Source organism: Citrobacter sp. Cb028 (assembly GCF_030336705.1).
GTDB lineage: Bacteria > Pseudomonadota > Gammaproteobacteria > Enterobacterales > Enterobacteriaceae > Citrobacter > Citrobacter braakii.
Genome location: NZ_JAOWCZ010000027.1, coordinates 60,642 through 76,011 on the forward strand (window position 1 = coordinate 60,642; position 15,370 = coordinate 76,011).

At 51.1% G+C, this 15,370-nt stretch carries 15 protein-coding genes; 3 read left to right on the plus strand and 12 right to left on the minus strand.

Annotation, left to right across the window (positions count from 1 at the left end; all coding sequences use genetic code 11):
- Positions 1–27: 27 nt before the first annotated feature.
- The 6 genes from OGV75_RS04565 to cpxP form a co-directional block, all read right to left on the minus strand.
- The gene (locus OGV75_RS04565; RefSeq protein WP_131347335.1) at positions 28–1,332 is read right to left on the minus strand and encodes an SLC13 family permease; all 1,305 of its coding nucleotides are present in this window, start codon (positions 1,330–1,332) and stop codon (positions 28–30) included.
- Between the two features lie 73 nt (positions 1,333–1,405).
- Complete coding sequence (locus tag OGV75_RS04570; protein WP_019077918.1) at positions 1,406–2,155, minus strand: CDP-diacylglycerol diphosphatase; 750 nt, start codon at positions 2,153–2,155, stop codon at positions 1,406–1,408.
- Between the two features lie 104 nt (positions 2,156–2,259).
- The gene (gene sbp, locus OGV75_RS04575) at positions 2,260–3,249 is read right to left on the minus strand and encodes a sulfate/thiosulfate ABC transporter substrate-binding protein Sbp (RefSeq protein WP_286480391.1); all 990 of its coding nucleotides are present in this window, start codon (positions 3,247–3,249) and stop codon (positions 2,260–2,262) included.
- 206 nt (positions 3,250–3,455) lie between these two features.
- Entirely contained in the window at positions 3,456–4,418 is a 963-nt protein-coding gene (gene pfkA / locus OGV75_RS04580) for a 6-phosphofructokinase (protein WP_003028778.1), read from the minus strand.
- A 185-nt stretch (positions 4,419–4,603) separates the two neighbouring features.
- The gene (gene fieF, locus OGV75_RS04585; protein WP_016155246.1) at positions 4,604–5,506 is read right to left on the minus strand and encodes a CDF family cation-efflux transporter FieF; all 903 of its coding nucleotides are present in this window, start codon (positions 5,504–5,506) and stop codon (positions 4,604–4,606) included.
- 147 nt (positions 5,507–5,653) lie between these two features.
- A complete protein-coding gene (gene cpxP, locus OGV75_RS04590) occupies positions 5,654–6,154 on the minus strand; it encodes a cell-envelope stress modulator CpxP (protein ID WP_016155211.1) in 501 nt (166 codons plus the stop codon).
- A gap of 150 nt (positions 6,155–6,304) precedes the next feature.
- Between cpxP and cpxR the strand changes: the two genes are divergently transcribed.
- Both cpxR and cpxA read left to right on the plus strand, forming a co-directional pair.
- Positions 6,305–7,003 carry an envelope stress response regulator transcription factor CpxR gene (gene cpxR, locus OGV75_RS04595; RefSeq protein ID WP_006686193.1) on the plus strand — a complete coding sequence of 233 codons (699 nt, stop codon included), beginning with the start codon at positions 6,305–6,307 and terminating at the stop codon, positions 7,001–7,003.
- The gene (cpxA, locus tag OGV75_RS04600) at positions 7,000–8,373 is read left to right on the plus strand and encodes an envelope stress sensor histidine kinase CpxA (RefSeq protein ID WP_016155210.1); all 1,374 of its coding nucleotides are present in this window, start codon (positions 7,000–7,002) and stop codon (positions 8,371–8,373) included. The genes cpxR and cpxA overlap by 4 nt, the downstream gene beginning before the upstream one ends.
- Before the next feature lie 40 nt (positions 8,374–8,413).
- Here cpxA and OGV75_RS04605 read toward each other — a convergent pair whose 3' ends face one another.
- The 4 genes from OGV75_RS04605 to yiiM all read right to left on the minus strand — a co-directional run bounded on the left by OGV75_RS04605 (position 8,414) and on the right by yiiM (position 12,356).
- Complete coding sequence (locus tag OGV75_RS04605) at positions 8,414–9,664, minus strand: MFS transporter (protein ID WP_029139693.1); 1,251 nt, start codon at positions 9,662–9,664, stop codon at positions 8,414–8,416.
- Positions 9,665–9,782: 118 nt separating this feature from the next.
- Positions 9,783–10,739, minus strand: a complete 957-nt coding sequence (locus OGV75_RS04610) for a sugar phosphate isomerase/epimerase family protein (protein WP_286480392.1) — start codon at positions 10,737–10,739, stop codon at positions 9,783–9,785.
- Positions 10,740–10,747: 8 nt separating this feature from the next.
- On the minus strand, positions 10,748–11,452 hold the full coding sequence (locus OGV75_RS04615; RefSeq protein WP_019077919.1) for a GntR family transcriptional regulator: 705 nt from the start codon (positions 11,450–11,452) through the stop codon (positions 10,748–10,750).
- 229 nt (positions 11,453–11,681) lie between these two features.
- Positions 11,682–12,356 carry a 6-hydroxyaminopurine reductase gene (gene yiiM / locus OGV75_RS04620; protein ID WP_046276211.1) on the minus strand — a complete coding sequence of 225 codons (675 nt, stop codon included), beginning with the start codon at positions 12,354–12,356 and terminating at the stop codon, positions 11,682–11,684.
- A gap of 152 nt (positions 12,357–12,508) precedes the next feature.
- Between yiiM and OGV75_RS04625 the strand changes: the two genes are divergently transcribed.
- A complete protein-coding gene (locus OGV75_RS04625) occupies positions 12,509–13,405 on the plus strand; it encodes a dihydrodipicolinate synthase family protein (protein WP_016155205.1) in 897 nt (298 codons plus the stop codon).
- A gap of 41 nt (positions 13,406–13,446) precedes the next feature.
- Here OGV75_RS04625 and kdgT read toward each other — a convergent pair whose 3' ends face one another.
- Both kdgT and sodA read right to left on the minus strand, forming a co-directional pair.
- Positions 13,447–14,430 carry a 2-keto-3-deoxygluconate transporter gene (kdgT, locus tag OGV75_RS04630; protein WP_286480393.1) on the minus strand — a complete coding sequence of 328 codons (984 nt, stop codon included), beginning with the start codon at positions 14,428–14,430 and terminating at the stop codon, positions 13,447–13,449.
- Positions 14,431–14,665: 235 nt separating this feature from the next.
- Entirely contained in the window at positions 14,666–15,286 is a 621-nt protein-coding gene (gene sodA, locus OGV75_RS04635) for a superoxide dismutase [Mn] (protein ID WP_016155203.1), read from the minus strand.
- Positions 15,287–15,370 lie beyond the last annotated feature (84 nt).

The following is a 15,370-nucleotide window of genomic DNA, read 5'->3' on the forward strand; positions in this document are numbered from 1 at the left end:
TAAGCGTTAGCGCTACCGGGCTTTTTTTTACAACTTACCCAACACGCTAAACCACAGATAATCCAGCGGCAGAAGAAGCAGATATGTTGCCGTCGCCAGCGCGATACACAGCAGCATCCCCGCCCTCGCAGGCACTTTCCCAAGCGCCATCGCCACCACAATCGGCGAAGCCTGATACGGCAGTAGCGGTGTGGAATACCCCAATACCTGAATCATAATCACCGACAGCAGCGGGAACCCAGTCGCATCGGCAAAACTTTGCGCCAGAGTGGTATACAGCGCCGGAACGCCGTTCGCCGTCATAATAAAATTGAGTGCGGTGGTAATGCCGGTCAGCGCGAGAAAGCTGGTAAATGGTTTTTCCTCATCCAGCGGCATCACCTGTAACAGCGCCTCGCCCACTGCATTGCCAATGCCGGTCTGGGTAACGGTAATTGCCAACCCCAGAATCCCCGCCACGTAAATGCAGGTCCTGATATTTACCCCGGAGGAAAACTCGTCGCCATTGATAAAGCCAACCCGTGGTAGCAGCGTGATAACCGCTGCCGCCAACCCGGTCCACGCAGGCCCTATACCGTGCCAGCTTTCACTTACCCACAGCAGCAGCACCACTGCTAACATCCAGGCCAGACGTTTTTCATCCCGGCTCATGGGTTCCGCTGGCGTGAGATCGCGCGGTGCGTGGGGCTTGCCAGGGAACAGCCAGCAGATAAGCATGATGAGCACCGCGCCTTTAAGCCAGCCCAGAACCGGTGTATGCAGCAGCAAATAGGGAAGATAATTAAGGTGGATGCCGTAAGAGCCTTCCGCCGCGCCGCTCATTACCAGATTTGGCACGTTAGCGGGTAAAATCGTCGCGGAAAGCTGGAACGTCCCAAACCCGACGGCCAGCGCCAGACCATACCAGGCGCGCGTACCATCATTAATTCCGGCTCGTTTCGCCATCGCCGCGACAATCGGCATCAGTAATGCAATACGCCCCATGTTGGACGGCATCACAAACGCCAGCGCGTAACTGAGCAGCACCACACTCGCCACCATCAACGGCCAGGAATCGGTCAACCGCGATGACAGCGCCCTCGCCGCCCTGTCCGCCAGCCCCGTTTTGCGAATCGCGATCCCCAGCACAAAGCCACTAAAGACCAGCCAGAACGCCGACGATGCAAAGCCGCCAAAAATCACATCCGCTGGCGCGATTTTGGCCACCATTGCCACGGCAAAGAACAACAGCGCCGTTATAAACTCCGGCAGTAGCGACGTCGCCCAGAGCAGGATAGTAATGCCAACCACCAGAGAGGGGATAAACAGAGGGTGTGTAAGCCAGAGCGACATGCCTGTCTCCTGTTGTTTTTTTCAACAAGAATACGGGGACAGACATGCGGAGTAAATGCCAGATTAGGTGGGGTTAACGCAGAATATCACATTGATGATCCTGAATTTCCTCAGCGGAGGCGAGATTGAGCGACAACAGATTGCGCTGGGTCGCCAGCAGGACAAAAGACTCATCGCTCTGACGCACCATCGCCAGCGCATAGCTGCCCATGTGTTCACGCGCATCCGGCACCTCTTCTGCCAGCATCATAAACGGGCTGCGTTGCGCCAGTTCATTTTCCGTGACGCGACGCGCCAGATATTCATGACCGCGCAGCCCACCCGGTAATGGCAGCCAACGAGTGCTGATTTTCGCCAGATTGTCATCCAGCTGTTTTCTGACATCGGTTCGCAGGCAGGAGATATGAATATGCAGATGATTTTGCGTACGCCCGCTACGCGAGTTAATGGTCAGCGATACCGCTTTGTCAGGGATTTCCTGACCGTATTTTTGGCTCATAAAGCTGCGCGCCTGCCAGGCCAGCCAGAAAAAGTTCGGCGTACCTGATTTCAGCAGCAACGGGCTTTCCGTTCCGTTGATACGCCAGGTCGGCATCAACAGGTATTGCAGTGGGCCGTTACGATCTTTGAACACCACATATCCGGCATCCGGCTTCACTTCGGCGCACGGCGTGGGATCCTGCTGCTGCAACTGGTGCGGCAGGCATTGCTGAAGAACAATCTGGCGTAATGCGTCCGGGTTACCGGTGAATTTCCAGTACCCGATACCTGCAGCAGCGGCGACTACAATCACCGCCAGTAAAAGATAGCCTGCTTTTTTCATTACGCGTTCCCTGTATCTCATTGAAGGGCAAGAGTAACGCAAAACCATGACAAATAAAAAACCCGGTCGCGTTATGCCACCGGGTCGGTAAATCACAGACTTATTTAGCGCTTGCTGATCTGGTCAAACGTACCACCGTTAGAGAAGTGCTCTTTCTGCGCTTTCGTCCAGCCGCCAAACTCTTCGTCGATGGTGAACAGTTTCAGCTTCGGAAATGCATTTTCGTATTTCTTCGCAACGTCTGCATCACGCGGACGATAGTAGTTTTTCGCTGCAATTTCCTGACCTTCCGGAGAATAGAGATATTTCAGGTAGGCTTCCGCCACCGTTTTGGTGTCTTTCTTTTCCACGACTTTGTCGACCACGGAAACGGTCGGTTCCGCGAGGATAGATTCACTCGGCGTCACTATCTCGAATTTGTCTTTGCCCAGCTCGTTTGTCGCCAGCAGGGCTTCGTTTTCCCAGGCGATCAGCACATCACCGATACCGCGTTCAACGAAGGTATTGGTTGAGCCACGCGCACCGGAGTCCAGCACTTCAACATTCTTATACAGGGCCTTCACGAAGTCTTGTGCCTTGGCCTGATCGTTGTTGTTGTGGTGCAAGGCGTAGCCCCATGCCGCCAGATAGTTCCAGCGTGCGCCGCCTGAGCTTTTCGGGTTTGGTGTAATGACCGACACGCCTGGTTTGATCAGATCGTTCCAGTCATGAATTTGCTTGGGGTTGCCTTTGCGGACCAGGAAAACGATGGTGGAGGTGTATGGCGCGGAGTTATCCGGCAGACGCTTAATCCAGTTTTTATCGATACGACCACGTTCAGCAATGGCATCCACGTCGTAAGCCAGCGCCAGCGTCACGACATCGGCTTCAATACCGTTAATGACGGAGGTCGCTTGTTTACCCGAACCGCCATGCGACTGGCGGATCACGACGTTGTCGCCCGTTTCCTGCTTCCAGTGCGCGCTAAAGGCCTTATTGTACTGCTCGTACAATTCACGCGTTGGATCGTACGATACGTTAAGTAACTGAATATCCTTTGCCAGAACGCTGGCCGATGCCAGCAATAATGTTAACCCTACGCCCCATTTGTTCATCGCCCAGCTCTCTTATGTGGTGTTGTGATGAGCAAAGCGTGCCAGAAAGGTATCCAAACATTAAAGAATAAAAAAAGATTTGCTATAACTTGGGGGAATAAATGCGGGGAATTGTGCCGAATGGTGGTTAGCGGCTCATCAGGCCTACAAGTCTTTACAACCTGTAGGCCTGATGCGCTTAGCGCCATCAGGCGCGGAAAAAACAATCAGTACAGTTTTTTCGCGCAGTCCAGCCAGTCACCTTTGAACGGACGCTTCATGTTTTCAATCGCGTCGATGATGTCGTGGTGAACCAGTTGCTCGTTCTGAATACCTACACAGCGACCGCCGTGACCTGCCAACAGCAGTTCAATGGCATATGCGCCCATACGGGACGCCAGGATACGGTCGTAAGGCACCGGAGAACCACCACGCTGGATGTGACCCAGTACGGTTGAGCGCGTTTCACGACCCGTTTCTTTCTCGATGTAATGCGCCAGTTCGTCAACGTCACACATGTGCTCAGTGATCGCCACAATCGCGTGTTTTTTACCTTTCGCGATGCCTGCTTTGATTTCAGCAACCAGATCGTCACGGCTGAATTCCACTTCCGGAACCACCACGAACTCACAGCCACCAGCAATGGCAGCCGCCAGAGTCAGATCGCCACAGTAGCGGCCCATCACTTCAACGATGGAAATACGCTGGTGAGAAGAAGAGGTATCACGCAGACGGTCAATCGCTTCGACTACGGTACCCAGAGCGGTGAAATAACCGATGGTGTAGTCGGTGCCTTTGATATCGTTGTCGATAGTGCCAGGCAGACCGATGCATGGGAAGCCCATTTCAGTCAGGCGTTTTGCCCCCATGTAAGAACCGTCACCACCGATAACAACCAGCGCGTCAATGCCACGCTTTTTCAGGTTTTCGATAGCCACGGCACGCACGTTTTCGTCGCGGAATTCCGGGAAGCGGGCAGAACCGAGGAATGTACCGCCACGGTTGATCATGTCGGACACGCTGTAGCGGTCAAGTTGAACCATACGGTCTTCATACAAACCCAGGTAGCCATCATGGATCCCCATGACTTCCAGCCCTTCCGTCAACGCTGCACGTACAACACCACGGATTGCTGCGTTCATGCCCGGCGCATCACCGCCGCTTGTCAACACACCGATTTTCTTAATCATGACTACCTCTGAACTTTGGAATGCAAAATGAAATCTGCTGCCGGAAGTCGATTCCGCATATCGAAACGATCCAACGAATATGCAGATAGTATAACAATCACTTCCTGCTGAATTGATTCAGGTCAGGCCAAATGGTGGTAATTTATACACAAAATGCTGGCCCGGTTCACTTTTTTTACAACGAATTATAAAAGCTCAAACATCTTGCCTTCCTTGGGTACGACCGAACAGGGATCCTGATGAATGATGACATCCGATCCCGGGAAACGCCGTAAAATTGCCTGCTCTACCTGTTCAGCCACTAAATGCGCCTGAACGAGCGGCAGATTATCTTCCATTTCCAAATGAATCTGAATAAAGCGGGTCGGCCCTGACTGCCGCGTGCGAAGATCGTGAGCGCCGCTGACTCCAGGCCATGACGTCACAATATCAATAATTTCCTGACGTTCTTCATCGGGTAAAGCGCGATCCAGCAAAGACTGTACCGCCTCATAACCCATGCGTAATGCACTATATAAAATATAGATGCCAATCCCGAGCGCAAACAAGGCATCTGCGCGATGCCAGCCGTACCATGCCAGCCCAAGCGCCACGAGAATTGCACCGTTCATCATAACATCAGACTGATAATGAAGCATATCCGCCCTAACGGCCTGACTTTGCGTGCGTTTCACCACCCAGCGCTGAAACGAGACCAGAATGATTGTACACACTAACGCAATGATGGTGACAACCACCCCGACGCCAGGATCTTTCATTGGCGTGGGTTGGATGAGATGCTGAATCCCGGTCAGGAATAAAAACAGCGCCGAACCGGAAATAAACATGCTTTGCGCCAGCGCCGCCAGCGATTCCGCTTTTCCGTGTCCGAACGTATGTTCATCATCGGCCGGTTGCAAAGAATAGCGCACCACCAACAGGTTGGTTAACGACGCGGCGATGTCCACCAAAGAATCCACCAGCGCTGCCAGAATACTGACCGATCCGGTGTACCACCACGCAAAAATTTTGATCAAAAGTAACAGCGATGCCATCACGGTCGCCGCGATTGCCGCCCGGCTAACCAGCCGCCCATAGGTTTGATTCATAAACACTCCTGCCAGGATATGCCGCTAGTATAACGGATGAAGTAAAACAGTCAGGCAATAACCGAGTGACAAATTTTGGGCAAAAAAAACCCCCACATCATGTGGGGGAAGACAGGGATGGTGTCTATGGCAAGGAAAACAGGGTTACTACTGGGAACGTGAGTTGCTACTACTCAATAAATTCAACGATGAGCTTTTTTTCCAGTGCGCTACGTCGCGCAGTTGCTCCATTCGTTGTTCATGTCTCTCATTTAAAACCGCTTGCTGCTCGGGCGTTAACAGGCGATACATCTGGTTGCGAACCTTGGCTATTTCAACCTGGCGGGCAACCTGTTCTTGCGCCATTCTTTCTGCCTGAGCGCGCACAGCGCGTTCATCAAATTTCTCTGCGGTGACAAGGCGATGCATTGTCTCCATTTCGCTAACATTAACAGGAGGCTGTTCGTGTCTTGCCTGCTGCATTAAATCTCGCATCTGTTGACGTTGATGTTCGGTTAAACTGATACCGTCGAACATGTGGCTCTGAACGCTGCGTTGCGCGGAGCCTTCACCCAGGTGCCAGTGATCGCCTGTGACGACTTCAGCTGCATGGCTTAAAGTACTCAGTGCCAGCGTTGAGGCCATGACGGCAGCGGTAACTTTGCCCATCACTTGCTCCCAAAATCTTTTCTGTCGCGATTCAACGAGAGACAGTTTACGATTCGGGCTGCAAACATGCGTCAGGGGGTGTAAAACAACGTAAAGTCATAGATTAGCGACGCCTGATGACGTAATTTCTGCCTCGGAGGTACGTAAACAATGAATAAAATCCTGTTAGTTGATGATGACCGAGAGCTGACTTCCCTGTTAAAGGAGTTGCTCGAAATGGAAGGTTTCGATGTGCTGGTTGCCTATGATGGGGAACAGGCGCTTGAGCTTCTGGATGACAGCATCGATTTACTTTTGCTCGACGTCATGATGCCGAAGAAAAATGGCATTGATACGCTGAAAGCACTTCGTCAGACACACCAGACACCCGTAATCATGCTGACCGCTCGCGGCAGCGAATTGGATCGCGTACTTGGCCTTGAGCTGGGCGCGGACGACTATTTACCCAAACCGTTTAACGACCGTGAACTGGTCGCGCGCATCCGCGCTATTTTGCGTCGCTCACACTGGAGCGAACAGCAGCAGAACAGCGACAACGGTTCGCCGACTCTGGAAGTGGATGCGTTAAGCCTTAATCCGGGTCGCCAGGAAGCCAGCTTTGACGGGCAAACCCTGGAGTTAACCGGCACCGAATTCACCCTGCTCTATTTGCTGGCACAGCATCTCGGTCAGGTGGTTTCGCGTGAACACCTGAGCCAGGAAGTGCTGGGCAAACGCCTGACGCCTTTTGATCGCGCTATCGACATGCATATCTCGAACCTGCGTCGTAAGCTGCCAGAACGTAAAGACGGACACCCGTGGTTTAAAACCCTGCGCGGTCGTGGCTACCTGATGGTCTCCGCTTCATGATAGGGAGCTTAACCGCACGCATCTTTGCCATCTTCTGGTTGACGCTGGCACTGGTGTTGATGTTGGTACTGATGTTACCCAAGCTTGATTCACGCCAGATGACCGAGCTACTGGACAGCGAGCAGCGCCAGGGGTTGATGATTGAGCAACACGTTGAAGCTGAACTGGCGAACGATCCACCCAACGATTTGATGTGGTGGCGTCGCTTGTTTCGGGCGATAGACAAGTGGGCGCCGCCAGGACAGCGGTTATTGCTTGTTACGACGGAAGGACGCGTGATCGGCGCAGAACGCAACGAAATGCAGATCATTCGTAACTTTATTGGTCAGGCTGATAACGCCGACCATCCGCAAAAGAAAAAATACGGTCGCGTTGAGATGGTCGGGCCTTTCTCCGTCAGAGACGGCGAAGATAACTACCAGCTGTATCTCATTCGACCTGCCAGCAGCTCACAATCTGACTTTATCAATCTGTTGTTCGACCGACCGCTGTTGTTGCTGATTGTCACCATGTTAGTCAGCTCTCCGCTACTGCTCTGGCTTGCCTGGAGTCTGGCGAAACCGGCGCGTAAGTTGAAAAACGCGGCAGATGAAGTGGCCCAGGGCAACCTGCGTCAGCATCCGGAACTGGAAGCCGGTCCGCAGGAGTTTCTGGCGGCAGGCGCCAGCTTTAACCAGATGGTGACGGCGCTGGAGCGAATGATGACCTCGCAGCAACGCCTGCTGTCGGACATCTCCCACGAGTTGAGAACGCCGTTGACGCGTCTGCAGTTGGGCACCGCGCTGCTGCGCCGTCGTAGCGGTGAAAGCAAAGAGCTGGAGCGTATTGAAACAGAAGCACATCGGCTGGACAGCATGATCAACGACCTGCTGGTGATGTCACGCAATCAGCAGAAAAACGCGCTGGTCAGTGAAACGGTGAAAGCCAATCAGCTGTGGGGCGAAGTGCTGGATAACGCCGCCTTTGAAGCCGAGCAGATGGGTAAATCACTCACGGTGAATTTCCCGCCGGGCCCGTGGCCGCTGTACGGCAACCCAAATGCGCTGGAAAGCGCGCTGGAAAACATTGTGCGCAACGCCCTGCGTTATTCACACACGCAGATTGAAGTTGGCTTCGCGGTGGATATCGATGGGATTACCATCACCGTCGACGACGATGGCCCGGGCGTTAGCCCTGAAGACCGAGAACAGATTTTCCGTCCGTTCTATCGTACCGATGAGGCGCGCGATCGCGAGTCTGGCGGAACAGGTCTGGGTCTGGCGATTGTTGAAACCGCAATCCAACAGCATCGTGGCTGGGTGAAAGCCGAAGACAGCCCGCTGGGTGGTTTACGGCTGGTAATTTGGTTGCCGCTGTATAAACGCGCTTAACAGGCTTCCCCGGTAACGTCGTACCGGGGAAGTTCTCACATTATGCTGCCACAGTCGCAGCCGCTAGCTTTTGCTTTTTAATCCGCTTCACCAGAATGGTCGAACAGATAAAGCCCATTAAGCTGAACGCAATCATCACGCTAAAGACATAGTTATAGCCCGTGATGCCGCTATTGGTATCCAGTAAATAGCCGTATAACGTATACGCAAACATGGCGGGCATATAACCGATGATACAGCCAAATGCCATCGCCGAACCGGCATATTCACGCGGGGTACCAATCTCATCCATTGGTGCAAAGAAAATGGCGCGCTGTGAGAAAATAATCGCCCCAAATCCTAGCGTCGCCGCCATACCGATATACACATTCATCGTTTGATGTGGCAACAGCATAAAAACAACCATAGCAGCAGCAGAGATCAGAAACGTCCACTTCAGGTAAACCGTAGGTGATTTAGCAACCTTATCCGCCAGCAGCCCACCAATCGGCCCTCCCACCATTTTCAATGCATACTGGTTGATGATGCCGTACGCGCCGACGAGCGCTACCGGCAGCATGTAGATATCTTTTAAGAATGGGATGAAGTAAGTCAGGCCACAGTACGCGGCGTAAACGAAGAAAATCCCTAAAGAAGCCAGCCAGACGTTAGGGCAGGACAACACATGTTTGATACCCTTTAAGACTTCCATGTTGGCACTGGTTTTCTCGCCGCCTTTCACTTTGTCATCATCGACAATAAAGTAAGTGAGAACGCCCGCAGCCAGCGTAATTAGCGTATAAAACAGCAGTCCAGCCTGCATCCCCGCTTTACCTTCACCAAACTGGACGAAAACAAACAGAGCGCCAGAAGCGACGATAACATCCACCACGCCACGTCCGGCTTCTAAAAAGCCAAACATACGCCCTTGTTCTTCTTGCGTACCTAGCAGACGCACAGCTTTCAATAACACCGGCCAATAAACCACATCGGCAAAGAACGCCATTGCGGCAAAGCAAATAAGATAACCGGTAAATGACGGTAGCGTCGCCAAATATAAACCGCATAGCCCAACGCCGATCAGACCAAATGGTAATAATATTTTCTTGGAATAACGGTCTGCGATATAGAGCGACAGAAAAAGCCCGGTTGTCTGAACAATCGTATAAACAGTAAAACTTAAACCAATTTGCGTATTGGTTAAACCCCAGTCACTTTGCATTGGCACATAGAAAACGTCTTTCATACTTGAAAGTTTGAATATTGTGCCGCCGCCTAAAATTAAAAAACAGAGCCTTGCCCATTTGTTCATGAACATAATTAAACCCTCATTGCTTGTTGAGAGAAATATTTAAATTAAATCATGCAGCTAATAAATTAAGAGAGTTATTTTCATAACCTTTTTCGCATTTAATAATATTTAAAGAAGTTTATTTATTACTTGTAAACTTGTCGCATAAATCACGGATATACTTTATTTGAGCAAGAGCATGTTCTTTTTCCTGCGCCAGTCGCGCATCAATCATGTTACTGTCGGGCAGCGGCGTATAGCTTGCATCGCGCCATGGGATCCAGGGATTATCACCTTCATCATCAAAACGAAATGCCGGAGCATAATATTCAACTTCCTCTTCCAGACCAAAAGCATTTACTTGCGGTTTGTCCTCACCTAAAAGTAATAATGCCTTAAGCATCTCTTCCATTGGTAAATCACCGTATCCTGAACGACAAGCCTCATGCCCCCAGCCTTTACCTTCTTTAATAATTTTTGCGTCTTTGATATGTACCTGAGTGATTAGAGGGGACATGACCTCTAACGCAGAAAGCGGCTGCTCATTGGCGTTAATCATGTTGCCAAAATCAAATAGAATAGAGAGATTCTTCATTCCACTATTATTAACCAGCGTCACCAGTTCATGGCCTTGCAGATCTTCATGCTGTTCGATAGTAAAGCTTAGTCCGCAATCGTCATACTGAGACAACCACGCAATATCATTGGCAATCTTTGCCATGACATCGTTGAGATGTCCTTCATAGCGCGGGTAGAAACGTACTGAAGTTGCGCCAGTTGTCACAGCAATACGGATCGCATCCGTCAATGTCGCCTTGTCCGATGCGCTCGTTTCAATATGTACATCGAGGTTATATTTTTTGGCCTTTTCTTTAAAATCGTGCAACTGCCGATCGTTTAGTTTCTGCAGCGATTGGGACTCACCATCCTCAACATGTATTTTCACTCCCTTTAATTGTTGCTGATGCGCAATATGCAGAAGATCGCCCGGAAGGACTCTCTCATAGCGCATATTCAGATGAAAGGCATAAGCATGTAGGTACAGTGGTATATTTCTCGCACGTTCAGCGAGAAGTTCTTGGTTGCATTTTCCCATTATTTTTCTCATTCATCACGAATAACAAGTTCCACAGATTCAAGTCGCCAGTATTCAAAATCAACCTGAACCACTTTTTTGTCTCGGGTAGCCCGATGTTTTTCTACTAAAATTCCATAAGTATTAGGCGCAACGCCCAACTCTTTGCAGGCCACTTCTGGCATATTGACCGGTTTAAAAATCATTTCTTTGATATTTAAAGCATGACCAAACGCATCTTCCCAGACGCTGGCAAAAGACTGATTGCCCAATTTGTTAATGAATCCTGGCGCAACATCAGCATCAATATAGGACTCATGGTAAAACACTTTATGCGAATCAAGACCACACCAACCGGTAACTAAATAGCGATCACCGGAGGAGAGAAAAACATCATCAACATGGTGCGGAACCGTCGCAATCGTTTCTTTGGTTAAATAACCCCAAAAAGGCTTGCGCCCCTGAGCACAGGCTTCAGCATTAAAGCTGGAAAGTGATTTGGGATTATAAATAAATCGCTTCGATGAAATAAACCAACCACTGCGGTTCTTTCGGAAGATACGCGCATCGATCTCAAGCTCAATCAGAACCTGACGTAATGTCATGCGCTTCGCATCCAGCAACTCACATAACTCTCTCTCCGAAGGCAATTTAGAGCCCGCTGGCAAATTATTCTCGTTTAACCAGCTTTCAAAGCGCTCTCTAAGCACATCAACATTGTTTTTCTTTTTCATCTTACTCATCTGGTTTAAACCAATTTAAAGCTAAGATATTTGAGTGCAGGAAATACTCAAGTTTTTTTTCAACGCAGAGTTTCTTTTTGTGGGCCAGGTATCAAGAATGGACTGAAAACATGGCGTGACAGGCAGGTTTTTTTAACCTGCCTTAGTATGCAGAGATATGAACCACGAGAGAGGCAAATCAGGTGTTACCACCTGATTTAATTGCATGGCCAGAATGGCTTTATTTTCCCCACAAACGGCGGGAATTGTCTTCGATCTTGCCGCTTAAACGACGCTTTTGCATCGTTCGGGTCCAGCTTTTCGATAACCCGGCAGCCGAGAGTAAACGGTGATATTGTGAGTCATCAAACGGCATATGCCAGGCAATGGCAATCGCCTCCCGCACGCTGACGTCGCTGACGCGTGAAGCCAGGATCAACGGCGCGTCCGCCGACACCTGGCCTGGAGCGATGACGCTGCACAACCAGCCCGTCTTGCCTGCATCCTGCATCTGGCTAGCCATATCGCTGATGCCAAAATGGAAATTCAGCTTAAAGCACGGCGAGCGCGGCTGCGTGACCTGAATCAGCGCATCTCCCCACTGGAAAATGTCGCCAATGAATACATTCTCTTCCGTTAGCCCCTGAGTAGAGAGATTCTCGCCAAACGCGGGCGCGACAAAGCGCTCTGCCTGCTCCGGAAACTCTTGTCTCCAGTGCTGATAGTGTTCACGCGGATAGTGGCACAGCGCGCGATCCGGCCCACCGTGAATTTTCGTTTCCGCCTGTTCATCACCCGTCAGCCCCAGTTCGGTCAGCGTCAGCTCGCCGTCAACCTGGACCTTAGCAATCGCGCTGGGACGGCTTCCCGTGTAGTCCCGAACCTTGCCTGTAAAAACATCGACCGGATATCGCATCTGTTCCCTCTCCCGATAAATTTCCCCCATTACACCACATTTATTTTACCCCAGTCGCTCAAAATGAGAGCACGGTTCACATGAAACTTAGGGACACATGCTATCAATGTAATCTGGTTTTGAAACATCATTTCAAATAAGGAGTCAACAACGTGACTGGTCAATCGCAATTTGCTGGCGTCTGGTGTCCTTCCATTACGCCAATGGATAATGACGGCAAGATCGATCTTAACGGTCTGAGCCAGCATCTCAAACGCCTTACCGAGGCCAAAATCGACGTGATTTTGCTGATGGGTAGCATCGGGGAATTTGCCTCCTTTACGCTCGAAGAAAAGCTGCTACTGATCCGCGAGGCCCGCGCCATGAGCTCGCTAAAGATGGTCGCCAACGTCTCATCCACCTGCCAGAATGATGTGCTGTTGATGGCGCAGGAAGCGTATCGCGCCGATTACGATGCCGTGATGATCCTGCCGCCTTACTACTACGGGCAAACGGCAAAACAGCTGCTGAGCTACTTCCGTCAGTTGGGGCAGAAGCTCAGCGGTAAATGGTTTGCCTATAACTTTCCGGCGCGCACTGGCTGCGATTTAACGCCTGAACTGGTTGCCACCCTCGCCGCCGAGTTCCCCAACTTCGCAGGCATTAAAGATACCGTCGACTGCCAGTCCCATACTCGCAGTATGATCCAGACCACCCGCGCCGTACGGGAGGATTTTGCCGTGTTGTCCGGCTATGACGAATACTACATTCCTAACCTGCTGGCAGGCGGCGCGGGGGTGATTTCAGGATTAAACAACGTCATGCCTGAACTGTTTGTCAGCGCACGGGAAGCATTTAAACAGGGCGACCTGACAGCACTTCGCGACATTCAGGACCAGATTGGCACCTACATGTCCATCTACGCCATCGGCGAAGATTTCGTCACCACCATCAAAACCGTGGTATCGCGTAAGTTTGGCTATTGCACCGGCGTATCACGAAATGCCGGCGGAGAGTTGAACGAGGGTGAGTGTCGGACCATCGATGAGGTATTTGTCGTCAAAGCGTAAATCGTTAAGCCGGATGGAACAGACCATCCGGCAAAAGAGACTTACTTCACGGCGCTACGAATATCAATTTCCGCCGCCCTGGCTTTTACTCTTTTCGACCAGATGGAAGTGATAATCGGCACCAGAATGGAGGTCACAATCACCGACGTGGCGACAAGGGAAGTTGCTGCCGGCGCCATCGGTTTAAATGCCGGAACCATTTCAGCAATCAGCACTGGCGTAGCGACCGCCGCACCGGCTGAGCTGGAGGCCGCAATCCCCGCTGTGCCATCGCCGCCGCCAATCAGTTTATCGGCGATAATCAATGGAATACCGGTAATAATAATTACCGCCACGCCCAGCAAAATACCCAGTACACCGGTCTGCGCAATCACGCTCAAATCAATGGTGTTACCAAGCGCGAAGGCAAAGAAAGGAATCAATGTCTGCACCGATTTGCTGAAGAACTCCCGCAGCTCAGGGTCCAGATTCCCCAGCGCAAAGCCAATCAGGAACGGTAATACGGCCCCCACAAACACGTGTGGTTCAAACGAAGCGATCCCGGCGGTTCCCAGAATCACCATAGTCATCAGCGGGCCAGACTCCAGCGACATCAGGACAAACGCCCCGGCCTCTTCTTTGGTGCCGTACTGCTGCATAATCGAGGCATACAGCCCGCCGTTGGTCATATCCATGGCGGCCACCAGCGCCAGCGTAGACAACCCGGCGAAGAAACCAACTTCTACACCATGTTCCGGCAGAATACGTGAAGCAATCGCCGCGACCACCCACGCTACCAGAATCTTGGTTATGACCAGCGTGCCTGATTTACGCAGCACGGTACCGGTGGCGCTTAGCTTGATCGACGCCCCCATACAAAAGAACCAGACCGCCAGAATAGGCACCGTACCGGTGATCATACCGTTGGTAAAGGAGCCGAAGTATTTCCCGGCGCCGGGGGAAAAGGTGTGACACAACGCGCCCAGAAAAAGCGGCACCAGCATCATGCCGCCTGGGATTTTCTCTATCGTTCGTTTGATCTGCATTTCCATCACCTGTAGACATAAAAATGGGGCAATTTTTATGGGCGATTGCATCTTGCTTATGAGATGCGCCCGTCTTGATGAAACGAAGATAGACATTCATAGAGACTATAAAAGTGATCCCACTCGCATAATAAAACCTTGTTTCAATTTAAGTGGATCATTGTTTTTATATTGATTTTGATCACAAAAAAACCCCCACAAGCATCGCTTGCAGGGGCTTACTAAAGCGTAGAACTTATTTTTTCGCTGCGAAACGCGCGGCAGCTTCGTCCCAGTTCACCACGTTCCAGAACTCTTTGATATAGTCCGGGCGACGGTTCTGGAATTTCAGGTAGTAAGCGTGTTCCCAAACGTCCAGGCCCACGATCGGGAAGCCGGAAGCGCCAGAGATAGCTTCACCCATCAGCGGGGAATCCTGGTTAGCAGTGGAAACAACAGCCAGTTTGTCACCTTTCAGAACCAGCCACGCCCAGCCGGAACCAAAACGGGTTGCCGCAGCTTTTTCAAATTCAGCTTTGAAGTTGTCCACGGAGCCGAAGTCACGTTCGATAGCCGCTTTCAGGTCGCCCTGCAGCGTAGTACCGGTTTTCAGACCTTTCCAGAACAGGCTGTGGTTAGCGTGGCCGCCCGCGTTGTTACGCAGTACGGTTTTCTTGTCTGCTGGCAGTTGATCCAGTTTGGTGATCAGCTCTTCAACAGGCAGGCTCGCGAATTCAGGCAAGCTTTCCAGCGCAGCGTTCGCGTTGTTTACGTAAGCCTGGTGGTGTTTGGTATGGTGGATTTCCATCGTCTGCTTATCAAAGTGCGGTTCAAGGGCATCATAAGCGTACGGCAGGGATGGCAGTGTATAACTCATAATCATCTCCAGTATTGTCGGGCGGCCAGTGTTAACGCCGCGTAAGCAGTTGGGTCATTATAGTTAATTAAATGATATTGAAAA

Excerpts from the sequence above, each read along its gene's own strand:
- fieF (WP_016155246.1), bottom strand. The coding sequence starts at position 5,506 with ATGAATCAAACCTATGGGCGGCTGGTTAGCCGGGCGGCAATCGCGGCG.
- yiiM (WP_046276211.1), bottom strand. The coding sequence starts at position 12,356 with ATGCGATATCCGGTCGATGTTTTTACAGGCAAGGTTCGGGACTACACG.
- sbp (WP_286480391.1), bottom strand. The coding sequence starts at position 3,249 with ATGAACAAATGGGGCGTAGGGTTAACATTATTGCTGGCATCGGCCAGC.
- sodA (WP_016155203.1), bottom strand. The coding sequence starts at position 15,286 with ATGAGTTATACACTGCCATCCCTGCCGTACGCTTATGATGCCCTTGAA.
- OGV75_RS04615 (WP_019077919.1), bottom strand. The coding sequence starts at position 11,452 with ATGAAAAAGAAAAACAATGTTGATGTGCTTAGAGAGCGCTTTGAAAGC.
- OGV75_RS04570 (WP_019077918.1), bottom strand. The coding sequence starts at position 2,155 with ATGAAAAAAGCAGGCTATCTTTTACTGGCGGTGATTGTAGTCGCCGCT.
- OGV75_RS04610 (WP_286480392.1), bottom strand. The coding sequence starts at position 10,739 with ATGGGAAAATGCAACCAAGAACTTCTCGCTGAACGTGCGAGAAATATA.
- pfkA (WP_003028778.1), bottom strand. The coding sequence starts at position 4,418 with ATGATTAAGAAAATCGGTGTGTTGACAAGCGGCGGTGATGCGCCGGGC.
- cpxR (WP_006686193.1), top strand. The coding sequence starts at position 6,305 with ATGAATAAAATCCTGTTAGTTGATGATGACCGAGAGCTGACTTCCCTG.
- OGV75_RS04565 (WP_131347335.1), bottom strand. The coding sequence starts at position 1,332 with ATGTCGCTCTGGCTTACACACCCTCTGTTTATCCCCTCTCTGGTGGTT.
- cpxA (WP_016155210.1), top strand. The coding sequence starts at position 7,000 with ATGATAGGGAGCTTAACCGCACGCATCTTTGCCATCTTCTGGTTGACG.
- cpxP (WP_016155211.1), bottom strand. The coding sequence starts at position 6,154 with ATGGGCAAAGTTACCGCTGCCGTCATGGCCTCAACGCTGGCACTGAGT.
- kdgT (WP_286480393.1), bottom strand. The coding sequence starts at position 14,430 with ATGCAGATCAAACGAACGATAGAGAAAATCCCAGGCGGCATGATGCTG.
- OGV75_RS04605 (WP_029139693.1), bottom strand. The coding sequence starts at position 9,664 with ATGAACAAATGGGCAAGGCTCTGTTTTTTAATTTTAGGCGGCGGCACA.